Annotated in this window: 9 protein-coding genes; 5 read left to right on the top strand and 4 right to left on the bottom strand. The window is 69.2% G+C overall.

Going from position 1 to position 16,230, the window contains the following annotated elements; translation table 11 throughout:
* Positions 1 to 5: 5 nt before the first annotated feature.
* From ACFWXC_RS09350 to ACFWXC_RS09340, 3 genes are all read right to left on the bottom strand, one after another.
* Complete coding sequence (locus ACFWXC_RS09350; protein WP_384475577.1) at positions 6 to 2,201, bottom strand: MMPL family transporter; 2,196 nt, start codon at positions 2,199 to 2,201, stop codon at positions 6 to 8.
* Between the two features lie 619 nt (positions 2,202 to 2,820).
* Positions 2,821 to 3,672: an FkbM family methyltransferase gene (locus ACFWXC_RS09345; RefSeq protein WP_384475574.1), complete on the bottom strand. Its 852-nt coding sequence runs from the start codon at positions 3,670 to 3,672 to the stop codon at positions 2,821 to 2,823.
* A 101-nt stretch (positions 3,673 to 3,773) separates the two neighbouring features.
* The gene (locus tag ACFWXC_RS09340; protein ID WP_384476146.1) at positions 3,774 to 3,941 is read right to left on the bottom strand and encodes a hypothetical protein; all 168 of its coding nucleotides are present in this window, start codon (positions 3,939 to 3,941) and stop codon (positions 3,774 to 3,776) included.
* A gap of 253 nt (positions 3,942 to 4,194) precedes the next feature.
* Between ACFWXC_RS09340 and ACFWXC_RS09335 the strand changes: the two genes are divergently transcribed.
* Positions 4,195 to 4,845, top strand: coding sequence for a uridine kinase (locus ACFWXC_RS09335; RefSeq protein WP_384475571.1), 651 nt, complete (start codon positions 4,195 to 4,197; stop codon positions 4,843 to 4,845).
* Positions 4,846 to 5,015: 170 nt separating this feature from the next.
* Here the strand turns inward: ACFWXC_RS09335 and ACFWXC_RS09330 are convergent, their stop codons facing one another.
* On the bottom strand, positions 5,016 to 5,786 hold the full coding sequence (locus ACFWXC_RS09330; RefSeq protein ID WP_384475568.1) for a sulfite exporter TauE/SafE family protein: 771 nt from the start codon (positions 5,784 to 5,786) through the stop codon (positions 5,016 to 5,018).
* Between the two features lie 961 nt (positions 5,787 to 6,747).
* Here ACFWXC_RS09330 and ACFWXC_RS09325 point away from each other — a divergent pair.
* The 4 genes from ACFWXC_RS09325 (at position 6,748) to ACFWXC_RS09310 (ending at position 15,573) form a co-directional block, all read left to right on the top strand.
* Positions 6,748 to 7,746: an NADPH:quinone reductase gene (locus ACFWXC_RS09325; protein WP_384475565.1), complete on the top strand. Its 999-nt coding sequence runs from the start codon at positions 6,748 to 6,750 to the stop codon at positions 7,744 to 7,746.
* Between the two features lie 393 nt (positions 7,747 to 8,139).
* Positions 8,140 to 8,376, top strand: a complete 237-nt coding sequence (locus ACFWXC_RS09320) for a hypothetical protein (protein WP_384475562.1) — start codon at positions 8,140 to 8,142, stop codon at positions 8,374 to 8,376.
* 2,629 nt (positions 8,377 to 11,005) lie between these two features.
* Entirely contained in the window at positions 11,006 to 11,341 is a 336-nt protein-coding gene (locus tag ACFWXC_RS09315; protein ID WP_384475559.1) for a CU044_2847 family protein, read from the top strand.
* Positions 11,342 to 11,349: 8 nt separating this feature from the next.
* Positions 11,350 to 15,573, top strand: coding sequence for a hypothetical protein (locus tag ACFWXC_RS09310; RefSeq protein ID WP_384475556.1), 4,224 nt, complete (start codon positions 11,350 to 11,352; stop codon positions 15,571 to 15,573).
* Positions 15,574 to 16,230 lie beyond the last annotated feature (657 nt).

Raw genomic sequence — 16,230 nt, 5'->3', positions numbered from 1 at the left:
ACCGATCAACGTACGTCGACCACCAGTTCCCCGTCGGCGATTTCAGCCGCCGCCCCCTTACTCCCTGCCGCCCGCGAGGGCCACCAGCTCGCCTCGCCGAGCAGCAGCATCGCCGACGGCAGGACCATGATCCGCACGACGAAGGCGTCGAGCAGCACGGCCGCCGCGAGGACGAAACCGATCTGCTTCATCTCGATGATGTGCAGGAAGACGAAACTCGAGAACACCGTCGTCATCACCACCGCGGCACTGGTCACCACACTCGCCGACCTGCGGATTCCGTCGAGCACGGCCTGCCGGGTGGACACGCCCGCGAGCACGGCCTCCCTGATCCGGCTCACCACGAACACCTGGTAGTCCATCGAGAGCCCGAAGAGGATCACGAAGAGGAACAGCGGTACGCGCGAGCCGATGGAACCGGTGGAGTGGAAGTCCAGCAGCCCTTCGGCCCAGGTCCCCTGGAAGACCAGGACCAGCAGTCCGAGCGCCGCCGCCGCGGACAGCAGATTCAGTACGACACCGATCAGCCCCAGCACCACGGAGCGGAACGCGTACGCGGTCATCGCGAAAGTGATCACCAGCAACGCCCCGAGGACCAGGGGGAGTTTGCTGTTCTGGTGAGCGGGATAGTCCGCGTACCGGGCGACATCCCCGCTCACTCCGTACTCCGCCCCGTCGATCCTCCCGACCGTCGCGGGCAGATAGTCCTTCCGCAGGTGGTCGAGGGAGTCGTACGCCTGCTCGGAATTACCCAGGTACGGCACCTTCAGTTCGAGCACACTGATCCGGTGGTCGGCCGACGTCCGGATGCCCGAGGCACCGGCGAACAGCGGGTCGGCGTCGGCACGCCGGACCAGCTCGCGCAGCGCCCCGGTGACCTCGGCGGCGCGCGCGGCGTCGGCGCGTACGACGACCTGGTGGGTGACCCGCTGCTCCGGGAACGCCTCGTTGAGCCGGTCGTACACCCGCATGGCGGGGATGTCCCGGGAGTGGGTGTCCCTGCTCATCTCCGTGATCTTCAAGCCTGCCAACGGGGTCACGAGGGCGAGCAGGGCGAGCACCGAGACGCACAGCGTGGCCAGGGGGTGCCTGCTCGCCGGCCGCAGCAGCGCGGCCCACACGCGGCCGCCGTCGTCGTCCCGGATCCGGCGCGCCGGCTTGCCCCGTTCGGCCCGGCGCCGGGCCCTGCGCTCGGCCCGCTGCCCGAGCTTGACCAGCAACGCCGGCAGCGCCGTCAGGGAACTGGCCACCGCGACCAGGACGACCACGATGGTGCCGGTGGCCAGTGAGGAGAAGATGACGTCGGACGCGAGATACAGCGTCGCGGTGGAGGCCACGACCGCGAGTCCGGAGATCACGACCGCCCGCCCCGAGGTCGCCGCGGCCAGCTCCACCAGCGCCTCGGTGCTCAGCCGGCCACCCGAGCGGGCCCGCTCCTCGCGCTCCCGCTTGAGGTAGAAGAGCGTGTAGTCGACGCCGACGGCGAGGCCGATCATCAGGATGACGTTCGTGCCGACCCCGGCGTCGGGGGACAGGTGCGAGGCCACCATCGACAGCCCGACGGCCGCCGCGATCGACGACAGTGCCAGCAGCAGCGGCACCCCCGCCATGGTCACGGACCCGAAGACGACCAACAGGGTGAGCAGGGTGATGGGCAGCGTGATCTCCTCCGACAGCGCCAGGTCGTCGCCGCGCTGCTGGTCGACTCCCTTGCTGATGGAGGGACTCCCGGTCTCCTGCAGCAGCAGCCCGGGACGCGCCTTCCCCACGGCCTCGGTCTGGGCGAGCAGCGCGTCGACCTTGTCCTTCGCGTCCCGTTCCTCGCCCTTGAGGGCCACCTCGACCATGAGGATCCGGCGATCCCCGGACAGCTGCGGGGCGGCCACGCCCGCCACCTCGGGCAGCCGCTTCATCCGGGCGGTCAGGTCCTGCGCGGCAGCCTCTGCCGCGGCCCGGTCGAGGGGGCCCGACCTGGAGGAGATCAGCACCTGCTCGGTGGACCTGCGTTCCAGATGGCCCTGGGCGGCCATCGCCTCCGCCCGGCCGGCCTCGCCGACCCGGTAGTCGGCCGTAGTAGCACTGTGCGTGCCGACAGCGCTGCCGACCGCCAGGCACAACACCACGAACACGAGCCAGCCGACGATGGCCCGCCAGGGGTGCCGCGCGCTCCAACGCGCCATGCGAACGGTGAGTGATTTCATGCCCGAAAGCCTTGCTGTCCTGGGCAGTTGGCAGACAGAGGCACCCGGTTGAACTTCGCGTCCACCGATCGGTGGACGCAGACCGGGAGAGACTCCCACGAGCCGGCTCCCACGCACGGCGAACCGCCCGGCAACGCCTTTCGGGAAACCGCAGGCTGAGGGCTTGCCTACGTGGATCACCGCGATACTCGGCCTCAGCCAAGCCGCGTGCCCTCCGAGTGCCCGACCTCCGGGTGCGCGACGGCGACAACAGCACCGACCGGCCAGTGGAAACGCACCGTTGCATGAGCAGACGGATCGACTGATGCCCAGTGGCGGGCGAGCAGTCCGCGCTCCGAGCGGGAAGCGGGTTGCCGTCCTGGTGCGGACGACACGGAGGACGGCTGACCGGTCTCGGTGGACAAACGGGCGGTCACCCCACCGCATCACCGCTGCATGGCTGAGGTCGGGATCGTCCGATCGCGGAGCGGGCCTGGCGGTCGTCGCGGTGGCTTGGGGGTGCCGTGGGCTGAGCTCCTGCCGTTGTCCTCTCGCGGCGGCGTGGATCCCTCGTGAGTGCCCACCCGGCGGGGGAGATCGGCACATGCGTCGACCATCGAGTGCCGGGTGCTGCACGCGGTCAGGGCCTGATCGCGAACACCATGCCTATGTCGCCGGCCTGCTGCACCGGGTTCTGCTCGGTGCTGACCGTGAAGCCGTGTGCGAGGAGGGTCGCGCAGACCGCGTCGCGGTTCTGCCCCCAGCGCTCCACCTCCACCACGGCCTGGCGGACCAGCGGCCAGTGCCGTTCCTCGATGCCCCTGAGTACCTCGAGTTCGGCGCCTTCCACATCGATCTTGAGCAGGTCGATGCGGTCGATGCCCTGCTCGTCGAGCGCCGATGACAGGGGCCGGACCTTCACCCGGTGCGTCTCAAGGCGCCGCATCACCCGCAGCTTGCGGCCGACGAGAACAGTGAGAATGGGGTGGGGTACGCGGCGCAGGACCGGTCCCAGGCCGCCCTGACTGATCATTTCGACAATGCTGGCGGTGACCCGGCGCCGCTCAGCCTCGATGTTCCCCTCATCTCGCGAAGAAGACGAGAAGATCGTGGCGGCCGGAACGTAGCTGAAATCGAGCTCGTCCTCGCGAGACGCCAAGCCGTAAGGGAGCGCGGTCAGGCGCCCGTTGAAGAAGTCGCGAGCGTTGCGCTCGAGTGTCGCGTGGAGTGGGGGCAACGGCTCGAAGGCATAGATCCGCACGTCCCCGTCCAGCCGTTCGTACACGGCCGCCGAGAACACGCCGATGTTGGCGCCCACGTCGAGTACCGTCGCGCCCGGCGTGCACACGATGCCGTGGGTGAAGTAGCCGCCCACCTCCTCGCGCAGGAAGGACACCTCCCAACCATTGATGCTGTGCAGTTCCATCACATTCATGGCCATGACAAAGTCACTATCACTGTTGGAGGCGGCAATCCAGCCCGTGCGGTTCACTTCGGCCGATTCCCTCCCCTGACAGTGCAGCCGTGCCGACTGCGGGCGCCGGCTGTCGCACACCCGCCGCGAGGTTCGTCCGGTGTCCCCTCGGCGGAGCGTCATACGGCCCACTCCGACGGGCCTGCGGCATCGGCAGGCAGCAGGACGGGTAGTTCGGCGAGCATGGCCTCGTACGTCCGCCGTCGCCCAGACCCACCGACCTCCACCAACTGCGGGTCGAGGAGTTGTCCGGCGAGTTCACGTGAGGCGCGGACATGCGGATCCATAAGCTGCCATTCACCCGCGATTGCCTGATTCACATCGTCTGTTGCACTGTCCATGGACGTATCGAACCGAGCTCACCAGGATTGTCGTAATCGAGTATTGCTGCTTCCGGTGTCGATCCCTTCTTGTGGTGGATCGAGTGTCGCCGCCCGACACCGACGTGGCCGCTCGACTGTGACGTCGATGAGGTCAGGCGACCGGCGGACCGTCCGGGCAGGCCGGACGCATGCCCTCACCTGCGGAGATATGTTGTCGATGCGTCTGCATCCAGGCGAGATCGAAGCCGTCGGCTGGCGGGTGGTGACCGTGCTCGACGTCGTCCGGCAGTTGCGCGAGGCATCACCCGCCGTCACCGGACGTCCGCGGGTGATCGCGATCGACGGCCGGGGCGGCGCCGGCAAGACGACCCTGGCCGAGCGGCTGCGCAAGGTGGTGCCCAACTCCGCCATCGTGCACACCGACGACATCGCCTGGAACCACGCCTACTTCGACTGGGGCGCGGTGCTCGTCGAGAACGTCCTGCAACCCCTGCACCGGGGGGAGGCGGTGGACTTCCGCCCTGAGGCCTGGATCACCCATGCCCGGCCCGGATCGATCACCGTCCCCGCCGATGCCGACTTCATCTGGGTCGAGGGCACCGGCATCATCCGCGAAGAGCTTGCCCCGTGGTTGGACGCCTCGGTGTGGATGCAGGGTGACCTCGATGAGCAAGAGCGCTTGTCGGCCGTCCGCGACGGTGACTCCCCCGGGCAGCTGGAGCATGTGGCGAACTGGCTGCTGGAGGAGGTGCCGTTCATGCTGCGAGAACAGCCGTGGGCCCGAGCCAACGTGATCGTCGCCGGCCCTCCGCAGACCGACCACAACCCGGACACCGAGCTGGTCGTCGCCCCGCCGACCAGCCCTTAGGCCAGCCGCCCCAGTTTTTTATAGGGCCCCTGCGGCAGCAGCACATCTCACGCCCGCGACCGCAAGCCCCCGACTGACGTCACGACAAGGGCTCTGGTCCACTTCTTGTGGTCCGGTGACGTTCAGTCATGCCAGCAGAACCGGTCTTCGGAGGGATTCCGGCGCTTGGATCAGTCCGTGCCAGTGATCCACAGTTGGATCGCCAAACCGATGCCGATCAAGGCGACCAGCAGGCGCAGACGAGAAGCCGGCAAACGGCGGGCCATGCGTGGCCCTAGCGTGGAGCCGGCGAACATGCCCAGGCCCAGGGGCGCTGCCGCCATCCAGTCGACGGGGCCGAAAGCGGCGAACGATACGGCTGAGACCAGCGCAGGGGCGCCGATGAGCATGTTCTTCAGGGCGTTGGCGGCGACAAGGCGAAGTTCGACGGTGACCATGAGGAGCGCGAGGGTCATGACACCTGAACCAGCGCCGAAGTAGCCGCCATATACCGACAGTGCGATCAGCCCGAGCGGAAGGATCATCCTGCGATCCCCAGATGAATGGTCGTGCCGGTATCGCTGGTGCAGAGCAGCAAGCCGGGGCTGTGCGAGCAGGGTCAGCGAGCCGACGAGCACCAGGAGGGGCACGACGTGAGCGAACACCCCGGTCGGCGTGGAGAGCAACAGCACCGCGCCCGCTGCACCACCGAGAGCGGACAGCGGGACCCAGCGACGCAGCCATGGCCCGTGGCCCGCCAGTTCGGGTCGCGAGACAAGAGCCGCGCCAGGCCAACATGCCACTCCGGCAACGAGGTTGGTGACGTTTGCCGATAGGGCGGGAAGCCCCGCCCAAAGCAGAGCGGGGTAGGAGATCAACGAGGTGATCCCGCCTGCGGTGCCGACCAGCCCGGCGAGTACCCCGGCAGCGGCCAGAAACGCGCCGTCGCCGAGCCCGATCACGACGCTGACCGCGCACCTAAGCAGATGTCGTGCAGCACGGTCCCACCCCCTCCCTTTGTGCCGGTTGTCCGAACGCCATATTTGGCTCTGCCCCAGGGGTAAGGTCAACCAGCCCAAGAGATGGCGACCCATTGGGTGCTGACCTGGTGGCGTCGGCCGCTGGGAGCGCGTGGATGGTGGCGTGCTTGGCGCGGGTGCGTTTCCGTGGAATCGACCCTTGCGCTGGGCGTATTCGTCGACACCGACCACGCGGGGTGTGACGGTGGGCGGTTCGGGGAGCGAGGCGATCAGTCTCAGCAGAGTGTTGCGACTGACCGGCGCCCCGAACACGTCCGTCATACGAGCCCCGGCCCGGCCCCCAAGCGCGAGACCGACCGGGACGACCCTGCGCAGCAAGGTCATCCGCCCTGCGCCGAAGCCCAGTTGGGCGGCCGGCCGGGCACCGCCGGGAGGACTGCCGCGCCTACGAGAACACGGCCGAGGGCATCGCCTCCGCGCGCGCCGCGGGCATGGACATGGTGCCGGTGTGACATTCCCCCGTTACCGGTTTCGTGGCTCCGCAATGGGATCTCCGGCCTTCGGGTCCAGCATGACTTCCCCCTCCTGTCGGTGATGATCCGAGGGGGGCACCGGACCCGGAGGCATCGACGGACCGCTGATGAGGGGCAGCGCCGGTTGCGTCGTATCAGGCCAAGCCACGCCCCTCCCTATATCTCCGCCGTCTGTCTCGTTGACGTCACTGCCACGAACACCGAGAAGTCGAAGATCATCACGTGGAAAGAACTGGCCCGGATTCCCCTTGGGCCGGACAGCGACTCCGCTGCGTGAGCGGCACTCCCAAGCTGGACGCCGGCAGCCCCAGGGAGGTAAGCCCCCGGGACCGCCGTGTTGTGGCAGGAGGCCGAGCGGGCCTGAGGTGCGGGCCGGGAAGAAACCGGCTTGGCCGGACCTTGTGCAGATCATGAAAGCCATCGTGTACACGGAAGGTGGCGGCCCTGAGGTGCTGCGCCTGACCGAGCGTCCCCTGCCGGAGCCGGGACCGGGCGAGGTACGGGTACGGGTCGAGGTGTCCGGGGTGAACCCGACGGACTGGAAGGTGCGCACGGGCGGGCCGCAGGACGAGGGCGAGCAGGTGCCCAACCAGGACGGCGCCGGACTGATCGACGCGGTCGGGGAGGGTGTCGCCCCGGGAAGGACCGGCCAGCGCGTCTGGATCTGGGAGGCCGCCTGGCAGCGCCCGGACGGCACCGCGCAGGAGTACGTGGTGCTCCCCGAGGGACAGGCCGTACCGCTGCCCGACAACGCCTCCCTCGACCTCGGTGCGAGCATCGCCATCCCCGCGATGACGGCCCACCGCGCCCTCACCGTGCGGGACGGCGGCCCGGCCCGGCTCGGCCCCGGCGCGCTCCGCGGTCGTACGGTGCTGGTCGCCGGCGGTGCGGGCGCGGTCGGCAACATGGCGATCCAGCTGGCGCGCTGGGCGGGGGCGACCGTGGTGACCACCGTCAGCAGCCCGTTCAAGGCGCGTCTGGCCGAGGCCGCCGGTGCACACTACGTCGTCGACTACAAGGCCCAGGACGCGGCGGCGGCGATCCGCCGGGTGGCCCCGGACGGTGTCGACATCGTCGTGGAGGTCGCCATGGCGGCGAACGCGGAGCTCGACGTCTCGGTGGCCGCACAGAACGCCGTCGTCGCGTACTACGACGACGGCGCCGAGGTGGCGCTGCCCCGCTGGACGTTCTTCGGCAACCTGCGCTTCCAGGGCGTGCTCGTCTACACCATGCCGGCCGAGGCCAAGCGGGATGCCGTCGCTGCCATCACCGCCGCCCTCGCCGACGGGTCGCTGCGCGTGGGCGAGGAGGCGGGCCTGCCGTTGCACCGCTTCCCGCTGGAACGCACCGCGGACGCGCACATCGCGGTCGAGAAGGGAGCAGTGGGCAAGGTCCTCATCGACGTGTGAGCCCAGAGCCGCCGTCGCGTTCGTTCACCTCGTGAGCCCTTCGCCGTTGGCTGAGGTGGGTGGCCGCAGTAATGCCCGGCTAACGGTGCAAGGGATCACGCCGAGACTCCGGCCGGCCGGAGGTGGTCGCCCTCCCGCCGGCTCCGGGCCCGGTTGGATGCCCGACCCCAAGGCGTACTACTACGGCGGTCAGGGCGACGCCTCCGCCTGGCTCGTCGCCCGGCACGGCACGGCGACCCGCAGCTCGTGCTCCGAGCCGACGTGCTCTACGCCATGCTCCGAGACAGCACTTTCTACGACCCCCAACCCGCCCCCACAGGTTGACGAAACCCATAGGGCACCCCCCTCCCCCGCGACGGCGTTTCCTCATGAGTCCCGGTTCGTTGGCCGGGCATGAAGAAGATCATGATGCTGACCGCGCTGTCGGCCGCCGCCCTTGCCCTCGCCGCTCCGGCTCACGCCGACAACGACAGCAACTTCGGCTCCGGCGTGAACGCCGCGAACAACTGGAACTTCAGCGGGGCCGCGGTGTGCTTCCAGGAACTGGCCGTGGTTCCGGTGGGCGGCGCATCGGCCGGGGACGCCCTCAACCACTGCGTGAACGGAAACGTGCTCAACCACTCCGGCTGAACAGAAGGCCGTGTCGACCCCTCAGCCCCGGGGCATCACTGCTCCGGGGCTGTTCTCCGAGACGGATGGCGAGCAGCAGGCTCTCCGCCCCGCACACGATCCCTCGCACGGCTTCGAGACATCCGGACAAGCAGACCTCAGGTCAGCGCTTCTTCGTCTTCTTGCGTTGCGGCGGAGTCCAATCACCTCGGTGCACCTGGCAGCGGGAGTAGCCGATCATCGCCGGCTTCTGGCACCGTTTGCCGGTCTTGGTCTGAGTCGACCCACACTTGACCTGCTTGCCCATTCGTCCTCCCCAGTCCGGTCGAGGCGGCCCACGCCGAACCCATCGTCACCGGACTGAGGCGCTCATCGCCCTGTTTGCAGCTTCATTCGGCCGATTCACTGTCCTTCTTGCCTGAATCATGACATTTCAATGTTCAGGTCGATCACCGACCGACTGCCGAACGGGCATCGCCGCCCTCCTGCACGACGGCGTTCCGGTCGCACCGGAGGAGCGCTGGGTGCCCTGGCTCCTCGACCGCGGCGACAGCTTGCTGCGCGCGATCAGCCTCTCCGATCCTCGCTCCCGCTCCCTCCACCGAGCTCCGACATCCGTTCGATTCATGGCTTTGCTGAAGCCCCCCGACCGGCAGCCGGTGGTGGTGACCACGGCTGCGGCCGCGACACCACCGACCGGCAACACCGCGAGCTGCGGTACGACACCCGCTGCGAGCACCAGACCCAGGGCGCGCGGGCCGCCGCCGAGGTGCAGCGCAGCGAACGCGAGAGCCAGGGACGCGACCGCCGAGCCCGACCACGACACCGGCCGTCGGGAAGATCGCTGCGACTCCAGGACAGCGGCACGGTCAGGCCCCGCAGCGCCGCGCCCGGTCGAGGCCGGGCTTGCGGCGAGCGAAGGCCAACGCGTCCCAAGTGCACCTGTCGTAGACGAGACAGCGGCGAACTCACCATTCACTGAAGCGACTTCGCAGGCACCGCACCAGGAAGAGGCGCCTTGGGGCCCTGCGGCAACCCCCGAGCGTCGGCTTAGGGCACTCGGAGGGCACGAAACCCTCAAATTGGACTAGACAACAAACAAACCCCAGGCCACCGACCTGGGGTTTCTCTCTGGAGCGGGTGACGAGAATCGAACTCGCGCTCTCAGCTTGGGAAGCGACGGCGCTTGGGCGCCCACATGCCTGCTGACCTGTATGGATATGGTGTGCTGGCGCCCTTGCGCGGACCTGGTCACACCGCCGTTGACCGTGGTTGACCGTTCTTACGGGCACGCTGTGGGCACGGATTCGAGGAACAGCGGGCAGCGGGCGGGCACGAGCGGGCTCTGCGCTTGGCCAGGCTGGTTCGGATGTCCGACTTCGGGGAGCCTTCGCGAGCGCACAGGTCGCTGCGGCGCCGTCGATGCACGGCGCCACGGATGTCGGCGTACGCGGGGCAGGCGAGGCCGCCCGCGCCACGAGGACGTCCCGCCGTGTCCTCCGGCTCGATGCCGCCAGGGCAGTTGTCGTAGCCGGTCGGCCCACGCTCGGCGAGCGTCGATCCGATGCGGCGCATGGGGTTCTCCGAGTGGAAGGATCGGCGCCATGGACACCGAGAAGGGCTGGGTGTACCGGGTCGACGAGCCGCACGGCTCGCAGGGCTGGCGTCCCTACGGCGGCCATCCCGAGCGCTGGCGGGGAGCCATCACCACCGACGATCCCGAAGAGGACGCCGAGTACGTCACCGCCCTCGTCGTCACCGACCGAGTGGGAGGTACGCGGCACCGGACGGAGGTACGTGTGCGTGATCGTCTGGGAGGGCAAGGAAGGCGACGGCCTGCGAGGACGCGGCCTTCACCGTGCAGATCCAGCCCGACATGGACGCAGAGTGACTGAAGCCTTCGCACCGCGGTCAGGCGCACATAAAGGCTCCGAGGGCAAAAAACAGTCCCCGGTAGTGCTGCGCGTGTCCTGAAGCTTCAGTCGTCACTGTTGCCTCGGTATCGCGCCGGCTTGCCGGGGGCCTGAACCACATCCTGTCCAAGTCACTCCGCCGACTAGACGTCCTCACCGACTTTGTGGCCCTTCCGGTGTTGTGGTCTACTACTCACCATCCACGATAAATGCCCCAAGTCAATATGGTTTGGGTAAATTTTTCTAGCGTCCTGTGTGCGTCGTCGAACCAGGCATCGACCAGTGGGACGGTGACCTTCAGCGTCGTCAGCTCTTGGGGTGCCAGGGACGAACGGCGTATCGACCGGAACAGCCGGCGCTCAGGCCCTCGGCTCATTTGCCGGCCTCTGGGCCGGCATGCGGGCGAGTGCACCGGTTTCGATCAGGAGCTGCGCGGCGTTCACCGGCGGTAGTTCCTCGAGCGCCACCCGCTCACCCGCTCGGGGCTGCGCCGACCGGCCGCACCCCCGCTGCCCTTCGGTCGGCTTCAGGCAGGTCCGGCCGAAGGTCTGCCGAAAGAATGTGATCGGCCTGAGGCTGTCCGGCGCAGCCAAGGCGGATCTCCGCCTCCACGGGCCGGGGTTCGCCTGCCGCGATCGAACGATGACGGAGCCGTCGTCGGCGAAGGTCCTTATAAGCTCGGCGAGTTGATGGCCGGGTGGGTTCGTGACGATCTTCGAGTGCAAGGGACGGACGGCGTGACGCGGATCGGGGAGATGCGGCTCAGCGACGGGACCGCGGTGCGGGTCGAGGTCGATGGGCAGCAGGACAGTGGGATCGACCGCGTGGGCCGTGGATCGGTGTCCGAGGTCGTCCGAGGCTCGGCGCATACCCTCCAGGAGGCGCTCGCGCACATCAGACCTGCGATCGAGGCGGTGGCCGACAGTGTCCGGGACCTGGCGAGTCGGCCCGACTCGGTGACCGTGGAGTTCGGGATCAAGCTGTCCGCGGAAGCCGGCGTCGTGGTGGCGAGGGCGGCGAGCGAGGCCAACTTCGCCGTGAGTCTGGAGTGGGACGCCCGCGACCCTGGATAATGGTGTACATGACAGCGTTACGGGGTGAAGCGGCGCTGGAATCGGGCCTCGTCCGCATAGGGGGCGCCGATGAGGTCGCGGGGGCGGGTTTTCTCGTGGCGGCCGACATCGTCTGCACCTGCGCGCACGTCGTCGTGGACGCGCTGGGGCTCCCGCGGGACACCGTGGCCTCGCCCTCCGAGGCCGTACAGGTGGAGTTCCCGCTGCTGCGCGACGCGGACGGAGGCGTTCCGACCCGGCGTGCCCGGGTCGTCTCCTGGCAGCCGGTGCTGGAGGACGACAGCGGCGACGTGGCCCTGCTGCGTCTCGACACACCCGTGCCCCACGCCCGTCCGGTGCCGCTGGTAGACGGGACGTCTGTCTGGGGGCACTCGTTTCGCGCGTACGGGTTTCCCGGCGGCGGCGACCACGGGGTGTGGGCGACCGGCACGCTGCGGAGCATTCAGGGCGCGGGCTGGGTGCAGATGGACACCGGCCACGGTGGCCCGCAGGTGACCAACGGCTACAGCGGCGCGGCGGTGTGGGACGACGTGCAGGGCGGTGTCGTCGGGGTGGCCGTGGCGGCCGGTCGCGGCGACCTGGCGGGCACCGCGTTCCTCGTTCCCTCCGCCGCGCTCGTGGACGAGGAGGTACTGCGCCCTACATGTCCGTTCCGCGGCCTCGATGTGTTCGAGGAAGAGGACACCGCGTTCTTCCACGGACGCGAGGACGACACCGAGAGGCTTGCCGCATCGATCGCTGAGCGCCCCCTCACAGTGGTCGTCGGCCCCTCGGGAAGCGGCAAGTCCTCACTGATCCGCGCCGGTCTGCTGCCGCGCCTCCGGGCAGACGGTATGCACGTGACCGTTCTGCGCCCCGTGCCCGGTACACCGCCTGAGATGCTGCTGGCGCACGCGCTCGTCCCGGTCCTGGGGCCGGGGGTCGGGGAGGTCGACCGGCTGAGCAAGGCGGGGGAGCTGGCGCGGCTGCTGGGCGGTACGTCCGGCGGTCCTGCCGGGGCCGTGGAGCAGGCCGGAGCGGACGGCGGCCGAACCGCGCAGGCCGTCGCCGCTCTGCGCGCCTCGCTCGAAGAGCGTGCCGGCCAGGGCGGCCACCTGATCGTCGTCGATCAACTGGAGGAGTACGTCGGCGCCGAACCGTCGGCCGCGCACACCCTGTTCAGTCTCCTCCTCGCGCTGACCGGGAGCCCGAGTGCCGGGCGCGGCCTGCGTGCCGTGGCCACCGCGCGGCAGGAATCCCTCGACGTCCTGCTGACCTCTCGGACATCCGGCTCGCTGAGCGATGCCGTCCTCTTCCTCGCCCCGCTCGACGCGGAGAATCTGTATCGCGCGGTCACGGGTCCCGTCGACGCCGTACCGGGGCTGTGGCTGGAGCCCGGGCTCGCCGAGCGCATCGTCGAGGACGCCGCGGACGAGCCCGGCAGGATGCCGTTGGTGGAGTTCACTCTCACCAGGCTCTGGGAACGGCGTCAACGCTTCATGCTCACCCACGCCGCCTACGACGAGCTCGGTGGTGTTGCCGGAACCCTGGTGGGCTACGCGGACGACGCCTACAGCACGCACGTGCCGGCGACCGAAGAGGCCGTCGCGCGCAGGCTGTTCGTGCAACTGGCCCGTCCCGACGACCGGGGCGGATACACCCGCCGTGCCGTCTCCCCCGCCCAGCTCGATCCGGCTGCCGTGGCGCTCGCCCGTCGCCTCGCGCGCGGGAAGCTGGTTGTCATCGGCAGAACGGCTGAGGGCACGGAGATCGTCGACCTCACGCACGAGGCCCTCACGCGACTGTGGCCCAAGCTGCGCGTATGGCTGGACGACAGCAGGAACTTCCGGCAGTGGCAGGAGCAACTGCGTACGGACATGGCGCGCTGGGAGGCGAAGGGCAGGGAAGCGGGGGCCTTGCAGCGTGGCAAGACTCTCGCCGAGGGCGAGGAGTGGCTCCAGGGGCGGCCCGAGGACGTGACGGCGGACGAGCGTGCTTACATCGAGACGGGCCGCCGTTACGCGCAGCGAACCGTCCGCAGGCTGCTGGCGGGAGGTGCGCTGCTGATGGCGCTCCTGTTGGTGGCGGGGACGCTGGGCGCGATCGCCTGGAACACCGGCCGGGAGCTCAAGACCCAGCTGCGCACCCTCGCGTCCCGCGCGCTCGCGGAGGAGTCGGGCAGCCGACAGGCCCAGGAACCCGGCACGGCGGTGCAGTTGGCGCTCGCCGCCTGGCACGCAGACCAGACGCCGCAGGCGCGGGAGGCTCTGCTCGTACAGCACGTACGGGCCCTGTACACACGCGGCCTCCACACCGGCCTGTGGAGGGGCCGGGTCCAGGATCTGGACGCCACCCCGGACGGCCGCGTCCTCGCAGTGCGCTCCAAGCCCGAAAACGCCGACCCGTACGAAGTGTCGGTCGTGACCGGCGCACTGGACGGCACGCCGCGGCACTACACGCTCAAGGGCGTGCCCAAAACCGAGCAGCGCGGCGCGATCAGCCCCGACGGGCGACACTATGCCGCGTCAATGCCCGACGGCACGGTATGGCTGTGGCGACTGGACGGACGGGGTAGCGAGCCGACCCGCCTCGGGGAACGGCTCACGGGCGGGCGTGACAGGGTGAGCGTCGAACTGGCCTTCAGCGCCGACGGCAGTCGGCTGCTGCGGTTCCTCGACCTCCACACCCCGGGCGACAAGGGCGCGAAGCCGAGGGTCTTCCTTGATGTGTGGGGCCTGGGAGGTCTCGAGTCGCTGCCGGTGGCGGACACGGTGGTGTCGACCGCGGGAGACCAGAGCGTGCGTTTCGGAGAGGATCCCGACACCGTCGAGGTCACGACGACCGACTCCGAGGACGCCGGGACACCCGACGGCTCCGTGCTGCGCGACCTCCGAACGGGAGGCGTGCTGCGCGATCTCCCCGCTGACGACACGTCCGATGACTGGCGCTTCACCGACGCCACTGGCACATACGGCTACGAGGATGACGCGGTCGCCGCATACGACTACGCCGACCTGACATTCGGCAGGCTGGACACGGGCGACACGTATGTGACCCGCCTGCCCCTGGACGAGGAGCCGGGCTACCAGGACCCGAAGTTCGCCATCGCCCCGGGCGAGGAGGGCGGGCTGACCGTGCTGTCCCCGGTCGGGAACACCCTTGTCGTGGCCTACGCGCCCCATGTGCCCGCCGCACCCCGACTCGACATCGAGAACTCGGTCGCGTCGGCCATGTCACCGGACGGCCGGCGGGTCGCGCGGTTGACGGAGCGCGAGGTGGAGGTGCTGGATCTGGTGCGCGGCACCACCACCGTCGGCGAGCTGCCGGCCGGGTTCGGCGAGGGCGAGCCGAGCCTCGTATGGACGCGGGACAGCAAGCAGGTCGTGCTCGCGCGGGAGCGCGGTACACACCTGCATGTGTACGACGCCGACGCGTTGTCCGACCGCGTCGACGTGCCGTTGCACGCGGGCCGGGAAACCGGCGAAGAGGAGGGGCTCATCAGCTGGATCGAACCCCTGCCCGACGGCGACGTCGTCGTCCTGACCCAGAGCGGCAGCCTGCTCCGGGTGGACGCGGAGCGGGGTGTGCAGACAGGAGAACCGCTGACGGTCGACCCCTCACCGCGAGTCCAGACCTTTCCCCCTGTCAGGAGCCAGATCGTGGCCCGTCCGAGCCATCCGCAGCAAGTCGCCGTGGTGACGCCCGACGACGGGGACCAGGGCACGATCCAGATCTGGGACCTGCGGACCCGCAGACGGACGCTGGCGTTGAAGGGCGATGAGGTCGGCTGGGCCTTCGACGGGGACGACAACAACAACCTGGCCTTCTCCCCGGACGGCCGGTACCTGGCGGTGGCCCACAACGACGGCCGGCTGCACCGCTGGGATCTGGAGAAGAAGGCCCCCGTCGGCACACCCATCGTGATGAACACGAACGACAGGATCACGGGTGTGACGAACAACGGAACGGTGATCACAGCCGAGGCGGACCTCGTGGACATGTACAAACTGTGGAGCCCCGACGGCACCCACATCGGCACCATTCCGACCGGCTCCTATTCCACGGCGGTCGTGCGAGGCACACAGCTGATCGTGGAGAGCCAGGGCCGACGCACAGCCTTCGCTCTGGCCCCCGACACCTGGTTCAGGCACCTGTGCAAGTACGTGGACCGTCCCTTCACCGAAAGCGAACGCGAAGACCTCCCGGACGGCACCCCCTCGGAACCGCCTTGCACCGGTGTAACAGGTGGGTGAGGCTGTCTTCGCCGTCACGGTTGAACCTGTCCTCCAAGGAGGTCTGGTCGGCCCATCGCGCCGCACGCAGAGGGCACGTCACCCACAACAAACAAACCTCAGGCCACCGACCTGGGGTTTCTCTCTGGAGCGGGTGACGAGAATCGAACTCGCGCTCTCAGCTTGGGAAGCGATGGCGCTTGGGGAGCCGGAGCGCTTCTGACCTGGGCATATGCGCTCCAGTGTGGCGCCCGGGGGTGTGGGATCGCACCGCTGTTGACCGTGGTTTGCCGGTCATGAGGGCATGCTGTGGGCACGTCGTCGACTCGGAGGCGTGGAGGACCGCTCTACGTGGCCGGCGGGCGACCGAGTTCGGGAATCGAGCGTTGGCCGGAAGGGCGTCGTCGCGGGAGCACACGGAGGGCGGCTCGGCAGTGACGGAACATCTCGGGCGTACGCGCGGGCCGGGAGGTGCTGGGATGCGGTGGTGGGCCGGGGGATGGATGGTCGCCGTGGTGGTTGTCCTGGCGGGGTGCCACGCGTCGGAAGGTGGCGGATCGGTGGGAGGACCGTCGGAGAACGACAACTCGGCGGGGCCGTCGGCCAGTGCGTCGACGCACACGCCGGCAGCGCCGTCTGCAAGCCAGACCGGGGGGAGCCCGTCGGTGTCGGCCACCA

It is taken from the genome of Streptomyces sp. NPDC058683, assembly GCF_042716195.1.
In the GTDB taxonomy this organism is placed as follows: Bacteria; Actinomycetota; Actinomycetes; order Streptomycetales; family Streptomycetaceae; genus Streptomyces.
This window is presented reverse-complemented; position numbering and strand designations above follow the sequence as displayed.

Bases quoted from the DNA above. Each gene is read 5' to 3' on its own strand.
- ACFWXC_RS09350 (WP_384475577.1), bottom strand. From the start codon at position 2,201: ATGAAATCACTCACCGTTCGCATGGCGCGTTGGAGCGCGCGGCACCCC.
- ACFWXC_RS09340 (WP_384476146.1), bottom strand. From the start codon at position 3,941: ATGGATCCGCATGTCCGCGCCTCACGTGAACTCGCCGGACAACTCCTC.
- ACFWXC_RS09335 (WP_384475571.1), top strand. From the start codon at position 4,195: ATGCGTCTGCATCCAGGCGAGATCGAAGCCGTCGGCTGGCGGGTGGTG.
- ACFWXC_RS09325 (WP_384475565.1), top strand. From the start codon at position 6,748: ATGAAAGCCATCGTGTACACGGAAGGTGGCGGCCCTGAGGTGCTGCGC.
- ACFWXC_RS09320 (WP_384475562.1), top strand. From the start codon at position 8,140: ATGAAGAAGATCATGATGCTGACCGCGCTGTCGGCCGCCGCCCTTGCC.
- ACFWXC_RS09310 (WP_384475556.1), top strand. From the start codon at position 11,350: ATGACAGCGTTACGGGGTGAAGCGGCGCTGGAATCGGGCCTCGTCCGC.